This is a genomic window from Rickettsia amblyommatis (assembly GCF_002078335.1).
Taxonomy (GTDB): Bacteria; Pseudomonadota; Alphaproteobacteria; order Rickettsiales; family Rickettsiaceae; genus Rickettsia; species Rickettsia rickettsii.
Genome location: NZ_CP015012.1, coordinates 362,103 through 385,676 on the forward strand (window position 1 = coordinate 362,103; position 23,574 = coordinate 385,676).

Below are 23,574 nucleotides of genomic sequence, written 5' to 3' on the forward strand. Positions count from 1 at the left end.
ACTCTAGCATCCACGCAGGCAAAGTTCATTAGTATATACTCCTGTGAAATGAAGAGTTGTTATACGAAGTTCAACTTGGACAAGAGCAAGGAGTCTGTAAGCCGAGGGGCGGAGCGTATACTTAATACGTGAGCATCCGAGGACTTACAAAGACGACGTAGCCAATTTTTCAAGTTGAACGAGTATACAAAACTATAATTTAAATTCAGGTTATTTGTGTTTAGTGATTTACGAAAATTTGACAAAGATATATATAATTATAATGCTCCTAATTTTATACCTATAGCATGTCATTATAATGAAAATACTTTACTTACCAAAGACGGTAAATTACTACAAATTATCAAAATACACGGCATTACCTCAGAGAAAATAAGCGATAACATACAAAATTTACGTGAAATGGTTAGAGTTTCTATAAAAAAGAATATAACCGATTATGATTTTGCTTTTTGGCTACATACAATACGAGAAAAACAAAACTTAGACGATTCAACTCCTTACAAAAAATTATTACCGGCAAATATTCATACCCTATGGCAAAGAAAAAACCATTGGAATGATAAATTCGTGAATACTTTATATATCTCTATAGTACATGATTCTAATAAAGTTAACATCAAAAATTTTAACTCTTTAATAAATTCTTTATCTAATAAATTAATTACTGATTTTGAAAATAACTACTTAGATTCAGCTTTTCAAAAATTAGACAATATCACTAATAATATTTTAAACGATTTAAACGAATTTGGTGCTGAAAAACTCGGTATAATATTTGAAAATGATAATGTTTTTTCTAATCCTTTATTTTTATATAATCGAATAGCTAACCTTAATAATAATGATTGTTTGGTACCTATAATAGATTTATCCGATGCACTAGGTAGAAGTATTTATACAATTAGCAGCGATAAAATGGTAGTTACGGATCATAAGAAAAATAATAAATTCGTGTCTTTACTATCTATAAAAGAATATCACGAAACTCCTTCTAATACACTGGATAAGTTTTTACAGTTACCGATTGAATTAATAATAACTGAAATATTTTACTTTATTAGCAAAAAACAAGTAATATCCAAACTGCGTGGTCAAGATTATATTCTAAAAATTACTAACGACTCAACTTTACTTAATCACAAAGGGATTAATAAGCTTGATGCAGTTAATTTAGATTTTCAATTTTGTAATCAGCAAATTTCAATTGCCGTTATAGAAGAAGATGAAAATAAACTAGATGCAGCCGTAGCTAAAGCATCAACTGAACTTTTTAAACTTGGTATTATTCATGTAAAAGAAGATCTTAATATTGAGCAAATATTTTGGTCGCAATTACCTGCTAACTTTGCCTTTATACGTAGAATGTCGCCATTATCCGTAGAGCATATTGCTTCTCTTACCGCTCTTCATAATACTACACTCGGTAATCAATATAATCCTTGGGGTAAGGCTATAACTTTACTGCGAACCGAGAAAGGTACTCCATATTTCATGAATTTTCATGATAAAACGAATAAAGGTAATACTTGCATCTTTGGTACGGAAAAAACCGGCAAAACCGTATTATTGAACTTTTTAATATCAGAATCGACTAAATACGATCCAACAATAATTTATATCTCTAATAATAATGATTCTAAAATTTTTATCGAGGCAATAGAAGGCAAATGGTTAGAACCGGACAAACAAATTATCAATCCATTTTTAGTAGATGATACAGAAAAATCACAAGCATTCATTTTAGAATTTTTAAAATTAATCAGTGGTCATTATATTTCACCTCTTAGCGAAATAGAGATATCCTTCCTAGAGAAATTAAGAAATAAAATTTTATCAATTGAAAAAGAAAAACGTATTTTTTCCGATATTTTAAAATTAGAAGATTTTAAGGAGGAAGGAGGAATACAAATACTTGATAAACTTAAAGTTTTTACCGAAGAACAATTATATTCCGGATTATTTGACGGGTCTTCTCTTAACATTGAAGAAGGGAAAGTTATAGGGTTTAATTTATATAAACTTTCTGATGAGCCGTTTTCTAAACAATTTTACCCGACGGAGAGAAAATTTTTAGAACAATTTAATAATAATTTAAAGAAACACCAAGGTATTAGTGCAGCAGTAATTTATGCTTTTACTTATCATTTAAGTCTCGTTGGCACAAAACCTAAAATATTTGCTGCCGATAATTTTGATAAACTTTACAGACCTGAGGTTTATTATGATAATATAAATTTAATCTATAATAATTTGTCTCAAAATAACGGTATTTTCGTCAGTAATTTCAATTTTATTTATCTTAAGTCATATCCAAAATATACTATAAAACCTTGGCTTGATTTAATTAATACTAAAATTGTTCTACCGTCTGACGTTAAAATAGAAGATTTAGATAAAATTTTAGGTTTAAGTGAGCCGGCAATACGAAAATTATCACAGCTAATACTTTCTGCAAGAATGTTCTTAATTAGTAAGGATAATGAATCGATAGCTTCTGAATTAAGTATTGCCGCTTTAATAGGAGTTGTCCGTATTTTATCAAGCAGACAGGAGGAAATGGATATTTATAAAAAAATACTTGAACAACACCAAGGTCCTCCGGATAATTGGGTTAATTACCTATATAATGAGTTAAATACGCACTAATATTTCACTCTGTCATCCCGTGATTTATTATGGGATCAAAAAAAATTAAAAAGGACTGGATCCCGCTACAAGCTCGTGGGATGACAATAATTTATTATGAACTATAAAAACAACGAGCATAAAGAATACTCAAAGTGTTAAAAAAATATTTACTATTTTTCTTATTTTCATTTTTCTCATTTAATGTATATGCATCTATTTGGGGTGATATAGCCGATTGTCTTAGCGATCCATGTAATTGCGGTCAAAGTGAGAGAACGGAAATTTGGAATAAGGATGGAGGCATCAATGCAAAGCCAAGAGGGCCTTTTAAACCAGGCACATTATGTCCTCCTTGGAATAAAAGCGACGGTCGCAATAATGATACTTGTTTATTAAAATTTGATTACCCAGGTACATTTATCGGTTTTTTACTCAATAGATGTGCGGAAGAAGCCCCTGATAGTAGTTACTTTACTCCAAAAATTCGTATTAGAATTCAAAGCTGTAATGCCTTAGCTTGTTGGCACCAAAACTCTACTTTAAATTGGGATGGAGAATGTGTATTATGGCCTACAGGTTACGGGCTACCTCTAACTAGAGTCTGTGCTAGAGTTGCCGTACCGGATATACCTCCACCTCCCGGGATAAATGCCCCACCTTCCCCTGCAGATCCAGGTTATACCGATGGAGTACATCTCAATAAAGTCGGTTATACAGAAACTGATAATAAGATAATCAGTGTAGACGGACAAATAGTTACTTTAAAATCTCCTAAACTTTGTGCTTATAGCGATCCTGGACTTGTTAACCTTGTTTCAGATTCCGGTGTACATCTTGATCCGATGGACTGGAATCCTAATCGTCAACCTCTTCATCACACTAACGAACTTAGCCCTATTGCAAAAGTATTAAAATTTTTAGTTGAAACAATAAAAGGAGCAAGTTTACCAAGTTTATTAGGGCAGCTTCTTGGTATGATAGATCAAGATTCAAAATTTATAAAAGTACTTCAATCAATACTTAATGCAATAGGAGAGATTTTTAATTTTTTTCCTGCTTTAATAATAAAAGTTATTGAAGCACTTGGGTCATTAAACGGTTCTGTAGATAGCTATTCTTTTGGTTGTGTACAATTACCTTTAGGGCCTTTTCCACCGCCATATTGTCCAAATTTAGATTATATTCGCATTAATGCGAGTGCTAATAATGTATGTAGTATAAAAGATGCAAGCGGCAAGTTTGACCAATCTTCTACTAGTCCGGCTTGTGTAGTGCCATCTAATATTAATGTTAAAAACAATATTGTTAATAATACCATACGTGTTAGCTTTAGCAATCTTGTTCCACTTTGCACGAGTTCTCCCGCTGACCTCAAAACTTGTGTAGAACCACGTAATATAGATTTTTCTTCAGCAAAAATTACTCATACTAATACGGCTTTTAAAGATTTAATTAAATCGTGTAAGAATACTTCAGGCGACACTCCATGTATTAATACAGAAATTTCTACGCCATGTAGTGTTACGGCTAACGGTTGTAATGAGGGATTTAGAATAGTATATTCGCAGAAAATTGGAAATGTAGAAACACCCAGCGATTACTACATAAGCGATATACCGGACTGTCCAAGTTCTAATTCAACTACCTGTCAAAAAGTGTGGGGAATTAATATCGGCGAATTTAAGGATGTAAGCGTAAAATTTCCTAAGGTACAAAAGCAAGATACAACTAGCTTAATGCCTATAAAGACAGATGTCACCTTAAAAGACAATAACGGTAAAGATAGAAAGCTTTATGTCTCTATTAGTAATACCGAAGACGATAAGCAAAATCCTAATAATATTTGCTTATTTGAGTCCGGTAATTTAATAGATTGCGTACCGAGAGTAAATCATTCTTACAGCTTAGCTGCTTATGAATGTGCAAAGCAATATGCCGGAATTACCTGTACTAATAATAGCAATCCCAACGATGCTTATTATAAACCGCAATTCATTGCGTCACTACAAGTAAGAGAAGGCAACAATATCATAGATGAAACAAGCACGCTTGTAACGCCGTTAGCATACGCTGGACCTCCACCTCCCAACCCCACTGACACAGAAAGCATAGTAATGCTTGCTGGTTATAAGTATAGTTCTTCCGTTGCGTTTATACCTAAAGATTTAAAGGAAGATAAGTATATTGCTATGCCGTTTTCAGGAGAGAATGCTCTAAATCAGTTGACTATTCACGGTAAATATAAAGACGATAAAGCACCTTATGATAGTAATGGAAATCCTGACTCAAGTGCGGTATATTTAAAATATTTAGAATATATAAACGGTAAATATATCCAAGGTGGAACGCATGCCTGCTTGATGCCGAAAAATTTCCAACATTGTAACCCTATGCTGCGTCCTACTTTACCTGATGGATCACCTATGCCCGGTTACAATAATGACTCGACAAATTGTGTACTTGCTAAACTCAACAACAACGATACTATAAATTGTAAAGATTTTAAAAATAAATATAACGTTAAATATCCAAATCTTGGCTTATGTAAAAAATATACAGATCTAACGCGCTGTACTCTAGAAGAAACAGTGTCAGGTCCAGGAAGAGGTATTACAATTTATACTTGCAATATAAATAAGATTCCGAGTAAATGCTATACCAATAACGATAAGGCTAATACTCCAATATGTGTTTTAAGTAGGGATTATACAGATAGAATCGAGCCGAAACCTAACATAGGACCAATATTAGTACCGGTAGATCCTTCAAAATATTATACAGTGACATATACAAAAGGCGATCAAAATACTCCTCCTGAGCCGACATATAAAGCTGAGACTGAGGATGTAAGAGATAAAACTTGGCAAGAGCTAAATCTTTGTGCTCCTATATTAGTACCTACTTGTGCTAAAATTCCTAGCACAGAGAAAGCTCCTTCCGGTAACAATCACGGTAATGCAGAATGGCCTGAAAGCGATATAGGAGAACTTGCAAAAGGAAAATGCCCGACGAATTGGATACCTATTGATCCTAATAAACCTTTAGAACGCCATTGTTTATCATATTTTGATAGAAAGGTTGTCGAGTTTGAACCTTTAGGCCAAAATGTCGGCTGTAGAGAATCTAAAGGATTACCTATAAAAGTTGGTTATAACGACTTTCCACCAGACCAATTACCTGAGACTTCTTATAATCCGGTAACTAAAATAGGTGACTATATCTTAAACAAAAAACCGGTACCACAGGGGAGCATTATGGCATTTCCAAAGGATGGAGCATTTATAGAGGCAGCAAATAAACCGGACAATACAATATTGCATACTGTAGAATTCAAAGTAACTTTAGATGCAACAATGGACGATATTGAGTATTTTAAAGTAAAAGATTTATGGTATGATGATTGCACATTAATATATGTCAACGGTACAAAGTTACTTAGCCTCCCTACTAACGTTGATTCTCTAGATGAGAAAAGCTACTGTAACAATGGACATGATCAAGGTCAAGCATTACAAGCTAAAAATTTACCGATTGATATAAAGCGTTATTTAAAACAAGGAGAAAATACTATAAGATTCCAACTAAGAGTTATGTTTGGTGGAGGACTATATTTCCACATGCAATATAAAATGAAGAGATAAATAAATGAGTTGGATTATTTTTTATACGCTAATCGCTGCTTTACTGATTCTCGATTTGGGAATAATACACAAAAAAAATACTATAATGAGCTTTAAAGAAAGCGTACTTTTTAGTCTTTTCTATCTTGTAATAGCTTGTTTATTCGGTATCTATGTTTACTATAATACGGGGGCAGATCATGCTCGTGAATATTATACTTGCTTTCTCATTGAGAAAGCTATGTCACTTGATAATATTTTTGTTATCTCTATTATGTTTCAATTTTTTAAAATTCCCGGGCAATATCAACATCGTGTTTTATTTTTCGGTATAATAGGCGTAATAATATTCAGAGCCGTAATGATTTACGGCGGTATTATTCTTATAAATAAATTTGCCTGGTTATTATATATTTTTGCCGTAATACTTATTGCTACAGGTATAAAAACTTTCTATGTATCACATAAAACTTTTGATATACAGAATTCTTATATTTACAAGTCAATAATAAAAAATCTAAATATTACCCCTAATCTTGAAGGGGATAAATTTGTTGTTAAACGTAATAGCAAACTATATTGTACCCCCCTTTTTATATCTCTAGTGCTGATAGAAGCAATAGATTTAGTCTTTGCTATAGATAGTATACCGGCAATATTCACAATTACTAATGATGTTTATATAATTTATACTTCAAATATTTTTGCTATTTTAGGGCTTAGAGCGTTATTCTTTTGTTTAGCAGAAATTGTAGAACGTTTCAGTTATATCAAATATTCTTTGGCTTTAATTTTAATATTTATCGGCTTTAAAATATTTATTCATCATTATATAGCGATTCCGACATATGTTACGCTCACTGTAACTATTACTTTATTACTATTTGGTATAATTGTTTTCATAATTAGGAAAAATATGATTGACCATTAATAAAGGGGGTATATAATGTTTTTTTATTTTTTAAGCAATTATAATGACTAAATTACTAAAATTATTTTTTATTACTATCATCATTTTTAGTAACATTGCTTTCGCAAAAGAAACAGGGTTCTATATAGGAATAGGAGCAGAAGGCGGAATAGTTGAACCGGTCGTTAGTAAATTCCGACATAAACACTCAAATACCGAAATACTTTTAAAAAGATCAAGTATGTATAGTGGGAGAATAGGCTATATAATACATCCACAGATAGCTATTGAATTCTCAGCAACTTATCAACCTAAATATCGTCTACATTACGTATTACCTCAGCAAAATTTAAGTAATGGTCTCACTATTCCTAGAACCCCAGGTAATACTACCGTATTATCAAATATATATATGCTAAATCTTATTTATGATTTAGAAAAAATAAAAACTTTCACACCTTTTGTAATACTTGGAGGTGGAATAGCACAAGTAAAAGTTAAACCTACCTCTTCTAGGTGGAGTGTTATAAATAGCGATTATTTTAAAGTAAGAAAAACTCATAAAAATTGTGTTGCTTGGCAAGCAGGTCTTGGAATTTCACACGATGTAACTTCAAATTTAAGTATTGATGCAACTGCAAAATTACAAACGGCATATAGAGTAAGAATTAATTATGATACGCTTGATATGAAAACAGGACAATTCGTGCCAGTAAATCCTATCAAAAAAACTATAGCTGTTGGAGAATTTGGCGTAGGATTTACTTATAGATTGCCATTTTAATAATTCTGTGAAATATTTATATGAAAGCTACAATGTCATCCCGCGGGATGACACGAATAATTCAACTACATAAGGAAAAAATATGTCTCCAAAAGCTACTAACTCTTCTTCTACCCCTAACGGTCATAACAAGATGGCAAAAAAAACACATTCCGTACAATCCGTTGTTAACGGTGCGGTTTCAGATCATAACACTTATGATGAAGTACCGTATGAAAGCTACCCATATGCTCTTACAAATCCTTATCACTTAAGTACACTTGCAACTCTTTTCGGTGTAAATGCTCCTGAAGTCGAGAATGCAAAAATATTAGAGCTTGGTTGTGCAGCAGGCGGTAATTTAATACCACATGCAGTTCTTTATCCAAAAGCTCATTTTGTTGGGGTTGATTTGTCTAAGGTACAAATTGACGAAGCAAATAAAAATGTTAAAGCACTAGGATTAAAAAATATAAAGTTCCATCATTGTTCGATAACCGATATTGACGATTCTTTCGGTAAGTTTGATTATATAATTTGCCATGGTGTAATTTCTTGGGTACCACAAACCGTTAGAGATAAAATTTTTGAAGTTTGTAATAAAAATCTTAGTCCAAACGGAATAGCATATATTAGCTATAATACCCTCCCTGGCTGGAATATGGTCCGTACTATTAGAGATATGATGATGTATCATTCTAGCTCATTTGCAAATGTACGGGATAGAATAGCTCAATCTAGATTGTTACTAGAATTTGTTAAGGATAGCTTAGAAAACTCTAAAACTCCTTATGCAGAAGCATTAAAAACCGAAGCAGGGCTACTTGCTCAACAAACCGATCATTATTTACGTCATGATCATCTAGAAGAAGAAAATGCTCAATTCTACTTCCATGAATTTATGAATGAAGCAAGAAAGCACAATTTACAATATTTAGCCGATTGTAATCTTTCGACTATGTATCTCGGTAATATGCCGCCGAAAGTAGTAGAGCAGTTAAAAGCGGTAAACGATATAGTTAGAACCGAACAATATATGGATTTCATTACAAATCGTCGTTTTAGAACCACTTTACTATGTCATAGTGATGTGAAAATTAATAGAAATATTAACAATGATGATATAACGAAATTTAATATAATCTTTAATATAGTACCTGAAAAACCACTCAAAGAAGTAGATCTTAATAATGCTTCCGAAAATTTAAAATTCTTCTTAAACGGCAATAAAGACTCTAACTTAACAACTAGTTCGCCTTATATGAAAGCTATTTTATACACTTTCAGCGAAAATCTAAATAATCCGTTAAGCTTTGAGAAAATAACCACTGAAGCTAATAAAAAGCTACATAATACTAAATTAAACGAAATCAAAGCTGAGCTTTTAAATAATGCAATGAAGCTAGTACTACAAGGTTATATTAGTATTACAAATCAGAAGCATCGAAATAACCCTGAGCTTGATAAGCCTAAAACAACAACAATGGTGATACATCAAGCAACCCATACACCTTCTATGTGGGTTACAAATTTAAAACATGAACCGATCGGCGTTAATTTCTTTGAGAAGTTTGCACTTAGATATATGGATGGTAAACATGATAAAAAAGCAATCATTGAGGCTGTACTTGGTCATGTAGAAAAAGGCGAGCTAACTTTAAGTAAAGAAGGTCAAAAAGTAGAAAACAAGGAAGAAATACGCAAAGAACTAGAAAGCTTATTTATTCCGATGATCAAGAAATTTTCTTCTAATGCTTTGTTGGTGTAACCAATTTGCACTCTGTCATACCGTGGTCTTGCCACGGTATCCATGATACTAAACAAAAATTGTTGTTGAGCTTCCAGAGTTTCAAAAATTCGCTAAGAATAATTTAAATGAAAAAGAATGCTTTGAAATAATACATTACATTGCTGCTAATCCTGACCAAGGTGATATAATAAAAGGCACTGGAGGTATAAGAAAGTTATGATTTGCTTTAAGTAGTAATAATAAAGGTAAAAGTAGCAGTATAAGAATAATTTATTTTTACTACAATGAAAATATGCCAGTGTTTTTAATAACCGGTTTTATAAAAAGTAAGATGGAAAATATTAATCATAATAGTTGTAATGAATTAAACACACTAACTGGAGAATTGGTAAAATTATATGTCGGAAGAGGCAAAAATGAATAATAAAAATACTAATCAAACCAACAAAAGTATATTAATTGGAATGCAAGAGGCTGTTTTTACACTCAAGGAAAATTAAAAGCAAATAAACATGATATAAAATTATCTAATATAGACGTGCATGAAGCAAGAAATAAGTTAAAATTAACACAATAACAATTTACTACAACATTTGGAGTGAGTGTTGCAACTTTAAGGAACTGGGAACAAGGCAGAAGATTACCTACCGGAGCTGCAAAATTACTTCTTAAGATTATTGAGAAAGAACCTAATGTTGTAAAACGAGTTTTACGAGGATAAAATAGAGATAAGACACAACCTATATAAACACCATGCCTATATTTTTTTATTTATTTGCAACATTAATAACTATCAGTAGCTTATGCGTTGTCTTAAGCAAAAATTCTGTATATTCGGTATTATGGTTAATTTTTGCATTTATCAACGGTGCAGGGCTTATGATTTTGCTTGGAGCAGAATTTTTAGCTATGATGCTGATAGTGATTTATGTTGGAGCTGTAGCAGTATTATTCTTATTTGTGATAATGATGCTAGATATGCATTTTAATAAGACAATAACGCAGCTAAAAGAAAATCTAGCTTTAAGTATTTTTATAGCTTTGATTATGTTTGCCGATTTAGTAATAATTATTTTACTTGGTACTAAAAATATTAATTTCAACTCCAATGTATCGTTTGCCATAACAAATAATATCTCAAATACTAAAGCAATAGGAAGCATACTCTACACAGACTTTATGCTACCGTTTCAAATGGCGGGCCTTATATTATTTGTCGCTATGATTGCATGTATTACGTTAACACTAAAGAAGCGTGAGGGAGTAAAACGTCAAGATATATCAAAACAACTATGTCATAATAAAGAAAATACCGTATTAATGACAAAGCCTATTCTAAATAAAGGTGTTGAGAATATTAAATATGAATGAATATATTTCGCTTAATCATTATTTAATCTTAAGCAGCTTAGTTTTTACTATCGGAATGTTTGGGTTATTTATGCATCGCAAAAATATTATCAATATATTAATGTCTATTGAGTTAATGCTGCTTGCAGTGAACATAAATTTTGTTGCATTTTCCTTATATATGCAAGAATTATCGGGACAAATTTTTAGTATTATAATCTTAACCGTAGCAGCTGCCGAAACCTCAATCGGGCTTGCAATATTACTAATATATTTCCGTAATAAAGGCTCAATTGAAATTACCGACATTAATCAGATGTGGGGATAATTATGTATCAAAATATTTCCATAATGATCATCATGTTACCACTTGCATCTAGCATAATAAACGGGTTATTTGTAAGGGTAATAGACAAAAAATTAGCGCAAGTAATTGCAACCGGCTTTTTATCCTTATCTGCCTTATTCTCATTAATAATATTTTGCGATACGGGATTAGACGGGAATATAATCCATGTTCAATTATTACCATGGATTGAGGTTGGAAATTTTAAAGTAAATTGGTCGATTTATATCGATCAGCTAACTAGCATAATGTTTATAGCCGTAACATGGGTGTCAAGCGTCGTGCATATCTACTCGCTTGGCTATATGGCCGAAGATAAGGGGATTATACGCTTCTTGTCTTTTCTTTCTTTATTCACTTTTTTTATGTTAATGCTAGTATCTAGCGATAATTTCTTACAGTTATTTTTCGGTTGGGAGGGCGTTGGCGTTTGCTCATATTTACTAATAGGTTTTTGGTATTCAAAAGAATCAGCCAATAAAGCAGCGATTAAAGCTTTTATAATAAATAGAGCCAGCGATTTTGCTTTTATCTTAGGCGTAATAACGATTATTGTTTATTGTGGCTCGGCAAATTACAAAGATGTATTGTCATCTGCAGAATTATTATCTAATACAAAAATATTTTTACATTTTTCCATTCTAGACATTATTTGTTTATTATTATTCATCGGTTGTATGGGTAAATCTGCACAGATCGGTTTACATGTATGGCTTCCTGATGCGATGGAAGGACCGACTCCGGTATCTGCACTTATTCATGCAGCAACCATGGTAACAGCAGGAGTATTCTTAGTAGCACGCTGCTCGTATTTATTTGAATATAGCCCTTTAATTCTAAAATTTATTACGATTATCGGCGGTGTTACTTGTCTTTTTGCTGCAAGCATTGCTATTATGCACAGCGATATCAAGAAGATTATTGCTTACTCAACTTGCAGTCAGCTTGGTTATATGTTCATGGCGTGCGGAGTATCTGCCTATAATAGCGGAATATTTCACTTAGTAACTCATGCCTTTTTTAAGGCCTTATTATTCTTATCAGCCGGCAGCGTAATACATGCCGTTCACGAGCAGGATATTTTTAAAATGGGTGATTTAAGAAATAAAATGCCGGTAACTTATGGCAACTTCTTAATCGGCTCACTTGCACTAATAGGGATTTATCCTTTGGCAGGATTTTACTCTAAAGACTCGATTTTAGAAGCGGCTTATAGTAGCGGCTCGTTTATGTTTATTTTTGGAATAGCAGCAGCAATACTTACCGCTATTTATTCAATGAAGATTATTATGTTGGTATTTCATGGCAAAACTAAGCTAGAAAAAGATGTTTTTGAGCATGCTCATGAACCGGCTAAAGTAATGAATAATCCACTTATATTACTTGTCGCCGGGAGCTTTTTTAGCGGTATGATCGGCTATTATTTACTTGCTATGGACAAACCAAACGGTTATTTCCATGCAAACCTATTTAATTTACATATTTATAAATTACTAATTAGCCACCCGCCTTTATATATTAAGCTACTACCTATGGCAGTCAGTATAGTGGGGATTGTTACTGCGATTTACTTATATAAGTCAAGTACTGTTATGTCATTCCCGCAAAAACGGAAATCCAGTAAAAATATTAAAAACGCCTGGATCCTGCGGTCAAGCCGCGGGATGATACCCCTTGTATTAATTTCCAACATATTACGCAATAAATATTACTTCGATGAAATATATAATTGCTTAATTGTGAAACCTATTAACTGTTTAGCTTCTTTATTTTATCTTGGCGATCAGCAAATAATCGATCGTTTTGGACCAAACGGTTTTTCACGAGTCGTTAATTGTTTTAGCGTTCTTACCAGCAAAATACAAACAGGATATGTTTTTAATTATGCTTTGTATATAGTATCATTTATTGTTGTAACAATTAGTTATTTTGTTTGGAAAAACATAATGTACTGATGTTATTTGCGTTAAAAACTAAAACCGTCATTGCGAGCGAACGTAGCGAGCGTGGCAATCTCATGAAATAATAACAAATTCCTGAGATTGCTTCGTCAATTACTTCGTAATTTGCCTCGCCATGACGGAAAAAAACTCATAAAATCTTAAAGAATGTTAGAATTACCTATTATATCTATCAGTATTTTTCTGCCGCTAATAAGCGTGCTATATATTTTGCTGTTTATTAGTCAAAGTAAAAAAGCAGATAAACCGATATATGTAATGTATGTTGCAGTGCTTAGTGCTGTTTTAACATTCATCTCAACTATCTATATTTTAATAGAGTTTGACTCCTCAAACCCCGCTTATCAATTTGTTGAACGCTACGCTTGGCTTGATAAGATCGGGCTTGAATTCCATGTAGGCGTTGACGGTATATCAATATTTTTTGTGGTTCTAACTTCTTTTCTTACTCTTATTTGTATAATTGGAAGCTTATTTACCGTTAAAAAATATATTAAAGAATATTTGATATGTTTTTTATTAATGGAATCTTTTTGTATAGGGGCATTTACCTCGGTAAATTTACTATTGTTTTATCTGTTTTTTGAAGCAATATTAGTGCCGATGTATATTATTATCGGCGTATGGGGTGGCGAGAATAGAATATATGCGGCTCTTAAATTCTTCTTATATACGTTCTTTGGTTCTGTATTTTTCCTACTTTCATTAATTTATATTTATAGCAAAATACATAGCTTTGATTTAACCTATATCTTTCAGCTTACTGATAATATTCCATTATTTGCTCAGCAAATTTTATGGTGGGCTATCTTTATTGCTTTTGCCGTTAAAATCCCTATGATTCCTTTTCATACTTGGCTACCCGATGCACACGTACAAGCTCCAGCCAGCGGCTCGGTTATTCTTGCCGGTATTTTGCTAAAACTCGGCGGTTACGGTTTTTTAAGAGTATTACTACCTCTATGTCCGAGTGTATCACAAGAATTTGCAATTTACGTAATTTACCTTAGCGTTATTGCTATAATATATGCATCACTCGTTGCTCTTGCTCAAAAAGATATGAAGAAGATGATAGCATATTCATCTATTGCACATATGGGATATGTTACGATAGGTATTTTTAGCTTTACTGAGGCCGGAGTTAGCGGAGCAATATTTCAGATGCTTAGCCACGGCGTGATTTCTTCATGTCTATTCTTAATAGTCGGTACTTTGTACGAAAGATTGCATACAAAAGAAATAGCTAAATATGGTGGTGTAGCAAGTAAAATGCCGGTGCTTGCCGCATTTTTTATGACTGCAATGCTCGGCTCTGTCGGGTTACCCGGAACTAGTGGATTTATTGGAGAATTTTTAAGCTTGCTTGGGATTTATAAGGTGAATGTAGTAGCAACCTTTATAGCAGCTCTCGGCATAATCTTCGGGGCGGTTTACATGCTGAAATTATACAAAGAAGTAATGCTCGGTGAAATTACCAATAACGAAATTATGCATTTCAGAGATTTATATAAATACGAAATAATCTCAATAGCTCCTTTAATATTATTAATTATTTACTTTGGTCTAATGCCGAGTTCTATTTTAAATGTATTTAGCTTATCGGTGGAAAATTTGCTGGTAAAATTTTAATTGCTTACAAAAAATATAAATGCTACTCTAATTATAGAACTTAAAAAGTGAGATTTATATGAGAAAATAGCAAAAGAAGCTAAAAAATAAACCATGAATCAGACAACGCAACTAAAAAATTAGGTCAAGAAGCTAATAAGGTCACAGGCATAGATATAAGTCATGTGGTAAATCCTGATGCATCAGATCATAAAGAAGCTTTAAGAGATGCTCGTGAGAAACTTAGAATTGGTCATAATAATCAACAAGATAATACAGAATTAACTGGGACTACACCAGAAGAGCATCGTGAAAATTAATATTAAAAAGCAACAGATGTCATACCGTGGCTTGACCACGGTATCCATAAAAGCAATTCAAAATACTAATAATTTTACTAGATATCGTGGTCAAGCCACGGTATGACAAGGACATGCTATCACTTCATCAATTACAATTTAAAAACTTATTTGATCTAAATATTACTTTTCTTCCTTCTTCTATCACATATATAAAAGGAGCTAACGGTTGTGGGAAAAGCTCGTTACTACGAATGATAGCAGGAATTATGCAACCGAGTAGCGGTAATATCTACTATAGAAACTGTAATATTAACAATATCGCTAAACTTTACTGCACTTATATCGGTCATAATTTAGGTCTAAAATCAGAAATGACTGTTTTTGAAAATCTAAAATTTTGGTCGGAAATTTATAATTCCGCTGAAACCCTATATGCTGCTACTCATTACTTCAAATTACACGACTTATTAGATGAAAAATGCTATAGTTTGTCTAGCGGAATGCAGAAAATCGTAGCCATAGCAAGGCTTATTGCTTGCCAATCTGACTTATGGCTACTTGATGAAGTTGAAACTAACTTAAGCAAAGAAAATAGGGATTTACTAAATAATCTAATTGTCATGAAAGCAAATAGCGGCGGTATTGTTCTTCTATCCTCTCATCTAGAAAGCTCTATAAAATCTGCACAGATATTACAGCTTGATTAATTATTATTGTTTTGCGTATTTTTATAAATCTCCCAATGTATAATAAAAAATATAAGGCTAATTGTAATCCAAATTGAACAGTTAATTATTGTACTTACAGCACGTGTTTTAGTAACTTCTATATATTCATTCTTATAACTAATTTTCTTGTCTTCCAGCTCTTTTGGAGCAACCCTTTTTTGTTCATATAAATCCTTATCATATGATTTTAGCTTTAAATATTGCTCATTAGTACTATATTTTATGAGTTCCTCCTATTTCCGGTAGGAATAATGTAATGAATGCATTAAATGTAATAGAGAGCGTTATCAATAAAACTATAGTAGTAACAAAACAAACTACCATACTATAAATCTGTTTTATAAACATAATTTTTTAGTTTTTATAATTATTTACAATTAAGAGAATAAAAGTCAAAAAAAAAAAGAAAAGCAATAATTAAATTACAAAGGTTTATGAAATCTCGAATGCAAGGTTCGAATTTTCATGATATATTTTTTTAATTTAACTTTTTTGAAATGAACCTATTAACAGAATCACAATAGCATAATATACGTATATATTCCGAATAAATGCAGAGTAATTAAACGAGTATATTACCTATACTTGTAATCTTTGTATAGTTTACTAGCGAGTGCCTGTTCCCATCTATCGCCATTTTGCAGTAATCTTTCCTTATCGTAAATAAGTGCGGTACGAGTTAGACTTGCAAACTCAAAATTAGGACCTTCAACTATTGCATCTACAGGGCAAGCTTCCTGACATAATCCGCAATAAATGCATTTTGTCATATCTATATCATAACGAGTAGTACGCCTGCTGCCATCTTCTCGTTCGTCCGCTTCAATTACTATCGCTTGTGCTGGACAAATCGCCTCACAGAGTTTGCACGCAATGCAGCGTTCTTCACCGTTTTCATAGCGACGCAGGGCATGTTCACCCTTAAATCTTGGACTAACAGGGCTTTTTTCATAAGGATAATTTATGGTAACTTTGGGCTTAAAGAAATACTTTAAAGTCAAAGCCATCCCCCTTACTATCTCATATAGAAAAAACGATTTTAAATAGTTTATCATAAAAATTATATATTAAAGATCGATGTATTTCTGCGGGGCATTGCCCGCATGGATACCGAGTCGTCATTGCAAGCAGCCGTAGGCTGCGTGGCAATCTCGTTAAATATCCTGAGATTGCTTCGTCAATTACTTCGTAATTTCCTCGCAATGACGTGTAAACCGATCAAGCAACAATGACAATAACACCTAAATACTCGGTAAATTATCTGTATAAACAAGCACGCTTGATACTAATACCACCCAAAATAAAGTTAGAGGTAAAAATACTTTCCAGCCAAGTCGCATTAATTGATCATAGCGATATCTTGGTAAGGTCGCTCTAATCCATAAAAAACAAAACAATAAGAATCCGACCTTAAATACAAACCAAAAGAACCCCGGAATACAATCTAACCACGATATATTAAAGGGCGACAAGTAACCTCCTAAAAAGAAAGTTGTAGTCATTGCACTAACTAATATCATATTAGCATATTCACCTAGAAAAAATAAAGCAAATCCCATAGAGGAATATTCAACATTATAGCCAGCGACTAACTCCGATTCTGCTTCAGGTAAATCAAAAGGTAATCTATTTGTTTCGGCAAGCACCGAGATAAAAAACACGACACCCATAGGTAGTAGCATTAAATCAATCCACCACGGCATTGTTCTTTGTGCTTCAATGATCTCACTTAAATTGAGAGTACCGGTAGTAAGTAGCACGGTAATAATAACCAGCCCCATCGACACTTCATAAGAAATCATTTGGGCAGAGGAACGTATAGCTCCGAAAAAAGCATATTTTGAGTTACTAGCCCAGCCGGCAATAATAATGCCGTAAACACTTAAAGAGGAAATAGCAAGAATATATAAAACACCTACATTAATATCTGCCAGAACGACGCTCTTTGCAAAGGGTATAACTGCCCAGCCGATTAAACTTAATATAAAAGTTATCATCGGTGCTAAAATAAATAATATTTTATCGGAATTGGTTGGAATGATCGGCTCTTTGAATAAGAGCTTAACCGCATCGGCAATAGGCTGAAGTAATCCAAACGGACCGACAACGTTAGGTCCTCGTCGAAGCTGCATTAATCCAATAACACGACGCTCTGCATATGTTAAATACGCAACGCACAATATTAAAGGGATAGTAATTGCAACTACCTTTAGAGCGATGATAATTAACGGAAAAATATATTCAAAAAAGAGTTCTAGCATGATTGTACCCTTATTATATCATTCCCGCAAAAGCGGGAATCCAGAAAATAATTTACAAAAAAAGAGCTGGATTCCCGCTTTTGCGGGAATGATATACGGGGTGAGAATAGCATATTTTTCATCATGCCGCCTCCTCGTCTCTTGCTTCCTTAGCCTCAATGCACTTAGCCATAGTGACCGAATGTTTACTAATCACGTCAGTCATATAATAATTAATAGGTTCTGCAGTTAGCGGCTCTTTTGATAACTTATCTTTAGAGCTAAACTTACTAAATTTATTTTCTATAATTCTATCAATACTAGCAAATACCTTATATTCTTTAGCAAGCCTTACTCTTACTTCTTGCAAATTATCCATTCCGATATCTATTTTTAGATAACCGGCAAGCTCTTTAATAATTTCTATATCTTCTTTAGCTACCCCTACAGGCGATACTGCTTTTTCTGCTATTTGCGGTCTACCTTCTAAATTTACGTAAATTCCGCTCTGCTCGGTATAAGCAGCCGCAGGTAAAATTACGTCAGCACTGCTAGCACCTGCGTCCCCGTGATGTCCTTGATATATTATAAAAGTCGATTTCAGCTTATCAAATGGGACGACGTCCGCTCCAAGTAAATAAGCGAGTGCCAACTCTTCGAGCTTAATAGGAGTATTAAAACCAATATCAAGACCGCCAACTATAGAAGCGTGATTATGCAATATATTAAAGCCTTTCCAATCATCACACATAATATTATATTCAGTCACTATCTTATGAATCAGCGACAATATAGCATATCCGTCATCTCTTGCATATACACCGTCACCTACTATAATCATCAGATATTTTGCTGCTTTTAAGACTTTCGTAAACTCATGAGTACCAGTGGCTAGCTCCTCAATAATCTTAATATCACTTCCTAAATCCTGAATTTTATAGGTTTGGTTATGCCCTCCACCTATTCTTGCTACTTTTAGTGAGTCGGCACGTACTCGTATACCTATTCTACTATTTAATACTGGAGCTATTTGCCTTGGATTTGCTCCGATTAGCAAACATAAATCAGCCTTTTCTATCTCTGCAATAGTAGTATTAAATAAATAATTGCCTCGCTGCGTGGTATCTAGTTTATAGTCAAACTGATTAACGCTGTAATTATTAGAGCCAAGCTTTTGCAATAATGTTTTTAACATAAACATTGCTTCGACAGAAGAGAGAGAACCAGCAATAGCAGCAATCTTTTCTGGTTTTACGGATTTTATTTTATCCGCTACTGTCTTTAAAGCTTCACTCCAGCTAGCTTCTACTAACTTACCGTTTTTTCTGATATAAGGACGATCCAAGCGCTGATATTTTAAACCGTCATAACTAAAACGATTCTTATCCGAAAGCCACTCTTCATTTATTTCTTCATTAACACGAGGTAATATCCTCATTACCTCATCGCCTCTACTATCAATACGAATATTAGAGCCTTCGGCATCATGCACTCCAATGCTAGCGGTATGTTTTAGCTCCCATTTACGAGCTTTAAAAGCATAAGGCTTAGAGTTTAAAGCACCGACGGGACAAATATCGATCATATTACCAGAAATTTCGGAATCTAAAGTTTGCTCTAAATATGAAGTTACTTCCATGTGTTCTCCACGGTGAATAGCTCCCATTTCCTCTATTCCCGCTATATCGCTTGCAAATCTAATACATCTTGTGCATTGTATGCATCTAGTCATCGCTGTTTTAATCAGCGGTCCCATATATTTATCTTTAATAGATCTCTTATTTTCGTGGAATCTATTAGTACCTTTGCCGTATCTGAAAGCCTGATCCTGTAAATCACACTCTCCGCCCTGATCACAAATAGGACAATCTAAAGGATGGTTAATCAGTAAAAACTCCATCACCCCTTCACGTGCTTTTTTTACCATAGGCGTATCGGTATGAATAACCATACCGTTACTTACCGGCATAGCACAAGAAGCTATAGGCTTTGGTGATTTTTCCATTTCAACCAAGCACATACGGCAATTACCAGAGATTTTTAGACGCTCATGATAACAAAAATGAGGGATTTCTTTTCCTGCTTGTGTACAGGCTTGATACACGGTGCTACCTTCTGATACTTCTATTTCAGAGCCATCTACGTTCAGCTTTATCATTTTTATTTTATCCAATAAGTCATAGGGTTTGGGTATGCTTTGTCTTCTATCATATATTTAAAACCGATGGCAACACGAAGTATATACCAAACAGCGAGTATAAAGTATAGTACTACTCCAATCATGATAAACGTAAATATAAAACATACAATCCACCCAAGAACCCCAAGGCAAAAAGTACGAAATAAAAACACGTAATGACTAATCGCAAAGTTATCGCCTTTATCTTTGTTAAGATATGCAAAAAATACCCCGATTAACGGCAATATCGGAGCTACTATCCCACATAAATATAATATATATACTACAATTAAATTTTTCTTACCGCTCTCGGTATATTCTTTAAGATGCTTGTCCATATTTTTACCTCTTTATGTCGTTCCCGTGTGGCGTTGTTGCATGGCTATCTGAGCTGTCATTGCGAGCAGCCGTAGGCTGCGTGGCAATCTCATGAAATAATAACAAACTCCCAAGATTGCGTACATACAATTGCTACGCAATTTTCTCGCAATGATGATGCCAGCAAACTACCCCTTCAAACTCTCTACCACAAAATGCATAATACTGCCGTGCTTTATATAATTTATCTCATTATCCGTAAATATTTGCAATATTAAATCGATTGTTCTTATTTCACCGGTTTGTTTTTTTATCACGCATTTAACAGGATTATAAGAGCTTATATTCTCGCTTAAGCCTGTAATGTCAATAGTTTCTGAACCGTCTAACTTTAAATCTAATCTTGTATTATTGCCGGTAAAAGTTAGCGGTAAAATACCCATACCTACTAAATTTGAGCGATGTATTCGCTCAAAGCTCTCGGCAATCACTGCCTTTACACCAAGCAACCCAGGTCCTTTTGCTGCCCAGTCTCTAGATGAGCCGCTGCCATATTCTTTACCTGCAAAAATCACTACCGGTATATCATGAGCTTTGTAGTCCATAGCTGCATCGTAGATAGTTTGCTGCGTGCCGCTTAACTGGTTTATGGTAAACCCGCCTTCTACACCTTTACACATTTCATTTTTTATATGAATATTAGCAAATGTGCCACGCATCATTACTTCATGATTTCCTCTACGTGATCCGTAAGAGTTGAAATCTAGAGGCTCTATATGATGGTCCGTTAAATATTTAGCAGCAGGGCTGGTTTTACTAATACTACCTGCAGGCGAAATATGATCGGTAGTAATAGAATCACCAAGAATTGCTAGAATTTTTGCAGATTTTATATCTTGTATATTATTCTTGCTGCCTATATCCCCAAAATAAGGCGGATTATTAATATAGGTACTATTCTTATTCCAGTTATAAGTAGAACTATTAGTAACCTGTAAATCTTTCCACTCTTTCGTTCCGCTAAATATATCAGAATATTTTTCTATAAACATAGAGGAATTAATGGAATTTGCAATAACTTCATCTATCTCTTCTTTGCTTGGCCAAATATCTTTTAAATAAATATTTTCTCCTATGGGCATATTTGTTAGATCTATATTAAGAGTGCCGCTAAGTGCATATGCTACGACTAAAATAGGCGAGCCGAGATAGCTTGCTTTAGTAAGCGGATTAATTCGCCCTTCAAAATTCCTATTACCAGATAAAACAGAAGCAACAACTAGCCCGTTTTTGTTAATAGTTTCCTCTATTTCCGGATTTAGAGGTCCGGAATTACCGATGCAAGTAGTACAGCCGTAACCTACTAGATTAAACCCTAATTCATCTAAATATTTATCAAGACCGCTAAGCTTCAAATATTCCGTTACGACTTTTGAACCAGGAGCAAGAGAAGTTTTAACCCAAGGTTTTACCTTTAACCCGTGTTCTAGTGCTTTTTTAGCAAGAAGTGCTGCACCAATCATAACCGAAGGATTAGAAGTATTAGTACAGCTAGTAATTGCTGCAATTACCACATCGCCGTTACCGATTTCGTAATTCTGATTTGCTACGGCATATTTTTTATCAATGTCTTTATTTTCTAAAGCAAAATTCGGTAATTCATATTTAAAATTACTTGCTACATCGTTTAAGTTTACTCGATCTTGCGGACGTTTTGGACCGGCAAGTGAACTATGTACCGTAGATAAATCTAGCTCTAAAACCTCGGTATATTCTGCCGCATGTTCAAAATCATACCAAAGATTCTGCTCGGTTGCGTATTTCTCTACTAATCTGATTTGCGTTTTTTCTCTACCTGTTAGCTCTAGATATTTTATAGTTTCTTGATCAATCGGGACAAAGCCGCAAGTAGCACCGTATTCAGGCGACATATTAGAAATAGTAGCACGATCGGCAATCGTTAGGTTTTCAAGCCCCTCACCGAAAAACTCGACAAATTTACCTACTACTTTCTTTTTCCGCAACATCTCGGTAACGGTTAAAACTAAATCGGTTGCAGTAGCTATGCCTGTTAATTTTCCTGTTAGTTTTACTCCAATTACCTCCGGCAAGATCATAGTAAGAGGTTGACCTAACATGGCAGCTTCTGCCTCTATTCCGCCGACTCCCCAACCAAGCACCGATAAACCGTTTACCATAGTTGTATGGCTATCCGTTCCAACTAAACTATCAGGATAAAGGGTGCCGTCTTTATGCCACACGACTTTTGCTAAATATTCTAAATTTACCTGATGACAAATACCCGTACCCGGCGGCACTACTTTAAAATTATTAAATGCTTGCTGCCCCCATTTAAGAAATGCATAACGCTCTATATTACGTTTCATTTCCATTTGAACATTTTTATCGAATGAATTCTTAGCTGCATAAGAATCAACGCTTACGGAATGGTCTATTACCAAATCAACAGGAATAAGCGGGTTAATTGTTAACGGATCGCCTCCTATTTTCTTCATCGCATCACGCATAGCCGCCAAATCTACAATAGCAGGCACACCGGTAAAGTCCTGCATCAAAACTCTTGCCGGCATAAAATCTATTTCCGCATCAGATTTTTTAGTTTTTAGCCATTCTTTAAATACAAGTAAGCTTTGCTTTGAACCATTAGAACGTAATACATTCTCAAATAATACTCTTAAACTATATGGAAGCTTTTTTAAGGGAAGATCGATATCGCTTGCCGCTTTATTTATATCGTAAATTTTGTATGAAGTATTATCGACTGATAACTCTTGTATATATTCTGAATTATGTACTTTTGACATTTGTTTCTCACTTGATTATGTGAAATGAACATCGTCATTGCGA

At 33.8% G+C, this 23,574-nt stretch carries 19 protein-coding genes; 13 read left to right on the forward strand and 6 right to left on the reverse strand.

The window, feature by feature from the left end; all coding sequences use genetic code 11:
• The first annotated feature begins 216 nt into the window (after positions 1 to 216).
• From A3305_RS02040 to ccmA, 13 genes are all read left to right on the forward strand, one after another.
• Positions 217 to 2,649 (forward strand): VirB4 family type IV secretion/conjugal transfer ATPase, encoded by a 2,433-nt coding sequence (locus tag A3305_RS02040; RefSeq protein WP_014392802.1) that lies wholly within the window; start codon positions 217 to 219, stop codon positions 2,647 to 2,649.
• A gap of 134 nt (positions 2,650 to 2,783) precedes the next feature.
• Positions 2,784 to 6,272 carry a hypothetical protein gene (locus tag A3305_RS02045; RefSeq protein WP_014392803.1) on the forward strand — a complete coding sequence of 1,163 codons (3,489 nt, stop codon included), beginning with the start codon at positions 2,784 to 2,786 and terminating at the stop codon, positions 6,270 to 6,272.
• Between the two features lie 4 nt (positions 6,273 to 6,276).
• Positions 6,277 to 7,182, forward strand: a complete 906-nt coding sequence (locus A3305_RS02050) for a TerC/Alx family metal homeostasis membrane protein (protein WP_014392804.1) — start codon at positions 6,277 to 6,279, stop codon at positions 7,180 to 7,182.
• Between the two features lie 43 nt (positions 7,183 to 7,225).
• Complete coding sequence (locus A3305_RS02055) at positions 7,226 to 7,945, forward strand: outer membrane protein (RefSeq protein WP_014392805.1); 720 nt, start codon at positions 7,226 to 7,228, stop codon at positions 7,943 to 7,945.
• Between the two features lie 82 nt (positions 7,946 to 8,027).
• Positions 8,028 to 9,692: a methyltransferase regulatory domain-containing protein gene (locus A3305_RS02060; protein WP_014392806.1), complete on the forward strand. Its 1,665-nt coding sequence runs from the start codon at positions 8,028 to 8,030 to the stop codon at positions 9,690 to 9,692.
• A gap of 274 nt (positions 9,693 to 9,966) precedes the next feature.
• Positions 9,967 to 10,098 carry a hypothetical protein gene (locus A3305_RS11155; protein ID WP_264357831.1) on the forward strand — a complete coding sequence of 44 codons (132 nt, stop codon included), beginning with the start codon at positions 9,967 to 9,969 and terminating at the stop codon, positions 10,096 to 10,098.
• 174 nt (positions 10,099 to 10,272) lie between these two features.
• Entirely contained in the window at positions 10,273 to 10,395 is a 123-nt protein-coding gene (locus tag A3305_RS11160) for a helix-turn-helix domain-containing protein (protein ID WP_264357832.1), read from the forward strand.
• 32 nt (positions 10,396 to 10,427) lie between these two features.
• Entirely contained in the window at positions 10,428 to 11,045 is a 618-nt protein-coding gene (locus A3305_RS02070) for an NADH-quinone oxidoreductase subunit J (protein ID WP_014392807.1), read from the forward strand.
• Positions 11,038 to 11,352, forward strand: a complete 315-nt coding sequence (gene nuoK / locus A3305_RS02075) for an NADH-quinone oxidoreductase subunit NuoK (RefSeq protein ID WP_014273810.1) — start codon at positions 11,038 to 11,040, stop codon at positions 11,350 to 11,352. Before A3305_RS02070 ends, nuoK begins: the two co-directional genes overlap by 8 nt.
• Positions 11,353 to 11,384: 32 nt before the next feature.
• The gene (gene nuoL, locus A3305_RS02080; RefSeq protein WP_045799481.1) at positions 11,385 to 13,325 is read left to right on the forward strand and encodes an NADH-quinone oxidoreductase subunit L; all 1,941 of its coding nucleotides are present in this window, start codon (positions 11,385 to 11,387) and stop codon (positions 13,323 to 13,325) included.
• 153 nt (positions 13,326 to 13,478) lie between these two features.
• Entirely contained in the window at positions 13,479 to 14,960 is a 1,482-nt protein-coding gene (locus A3305_RS02085; protein ID WP_014392809.1) for an NADH-quinone oxidoreductase subunit M, read from the forward strand.
• A 164-nt stretch (positions 14,961 to 15,124) separates the two neighbouring features.
• Positions 15,125 to 15,259 carry a hypothetical protein gene (locus A3305_RS11165; RefSeq protein ID WP_014392810.1) on the forward strand — a complete coding sequence of 45 codons (135 nt, stop codon included), beginning with the start codon at positions 15,125 to 15,127 and terminating at the stop codon, positions 15,257 to 15,259.
• Between the two features lie 113 nt (positions 15,260 to 15,372).
• Positions 15,373 to 15,948 carry a heme ABC exporter ATP-binding protein CcmA gene (ccmA, locus tag A3305_RS02090; RefSeq protein ID WP_014392811.1) on the forward strand — a complete coding sequence of 192 codons (576 nt, stop codon included), beginning with the start codon at positions 15,373 to 15,375 and terminating at the stop codon, positions 15,946 to 15,948.
• Between the two features lie 234 nt (positions 15,949 to 16,182).
• Here ccmA and A3305_RS11170 read toward each other — a convergent pair whose 3' ends face one another.
• From A3305_RS11170 to acnA, 6 genes are all read right to left on the reverse strand, one after another.
• Entirely contained in the window at positions 16,183 to 16,317 is a 135-nt protein-coding gene (locus A3305_RS11170) for a hypothetical protein (RefSeq protein WP_264357834.1), read from the reverse strand.
• A 227-nt stretch (positions 16,318 to 16,544) separates the two neighbouring features.
• A complete protein-coding gene (gene nuoI / locus A3305_RS02095; RefSeq protein ID WP_014392812.1) occupies positions 16,545 to 17,024 on the reverse strand; it encodes an NADH-quinone oxidoreductase subunit NuoI in 480 nt (159 codons plus the stop codon).
• A 186-nt stretch (positions 17,025 to 17,210) separates the two neighbouring features.
• The gene (gene nuoH, locus A3305_RS02100) at positions 17,211 to 18,230 is read right to left on the reverse strand and encodes an NADH-quinone oxidoreductase subunit NuoH (RefSeq protein WP_014392813.1); all 1,020 of its coding nucleotides are present in this window, start codon (positions 18,228 to 18,230) and stop codon (positions 17,211 to 17,213) included.
• A 121-nt stretch (positions 18,231 to 18,351) separates the two neighbouring features.
• Positions 18,352 to 20,367, reverse strand: a complete 2,016-nt coding sequence (gene nuoG, locus A3305_RS02105; protein ID WP_014392814.1) for an NADH-quinone oxidoreductase subunit NuoG — start codon at positions 20,365 to 20,367, stop codon at positions 18,352 to 18,354.
• Positions 20,368 to 20,369: 2 nt separating this feature from the next.
• On the reverse strand, positions 20,370 to 20,726 hold the full coding sequence (locus A3305_RS02110; RefSeq protein WP_012153185.1) for a DUF4870 family protein: 357 nt from the start codon (positions 20,724 to 20,726) through the stop codon (positions 20,370 to 20,372).
• A gap of 168 nt (positions 20,727 to 20,894) precedes the next feature.
• The gene (gene acnA, locus A3305_RS02115; protein WP_014392815.1) at positions 20,895 to 23,531 is read right to left on the reverse strand and encodes an aconitate hydratase AcnA; all 2,637 of its coding nucleotides are present in this window, start codon (positions 23,529 to 23,531) and stop codon (positions 20,895 to 20,897) included.
• Positions 23,532 to 23,574: the final 43 nt, after the last annotated feature.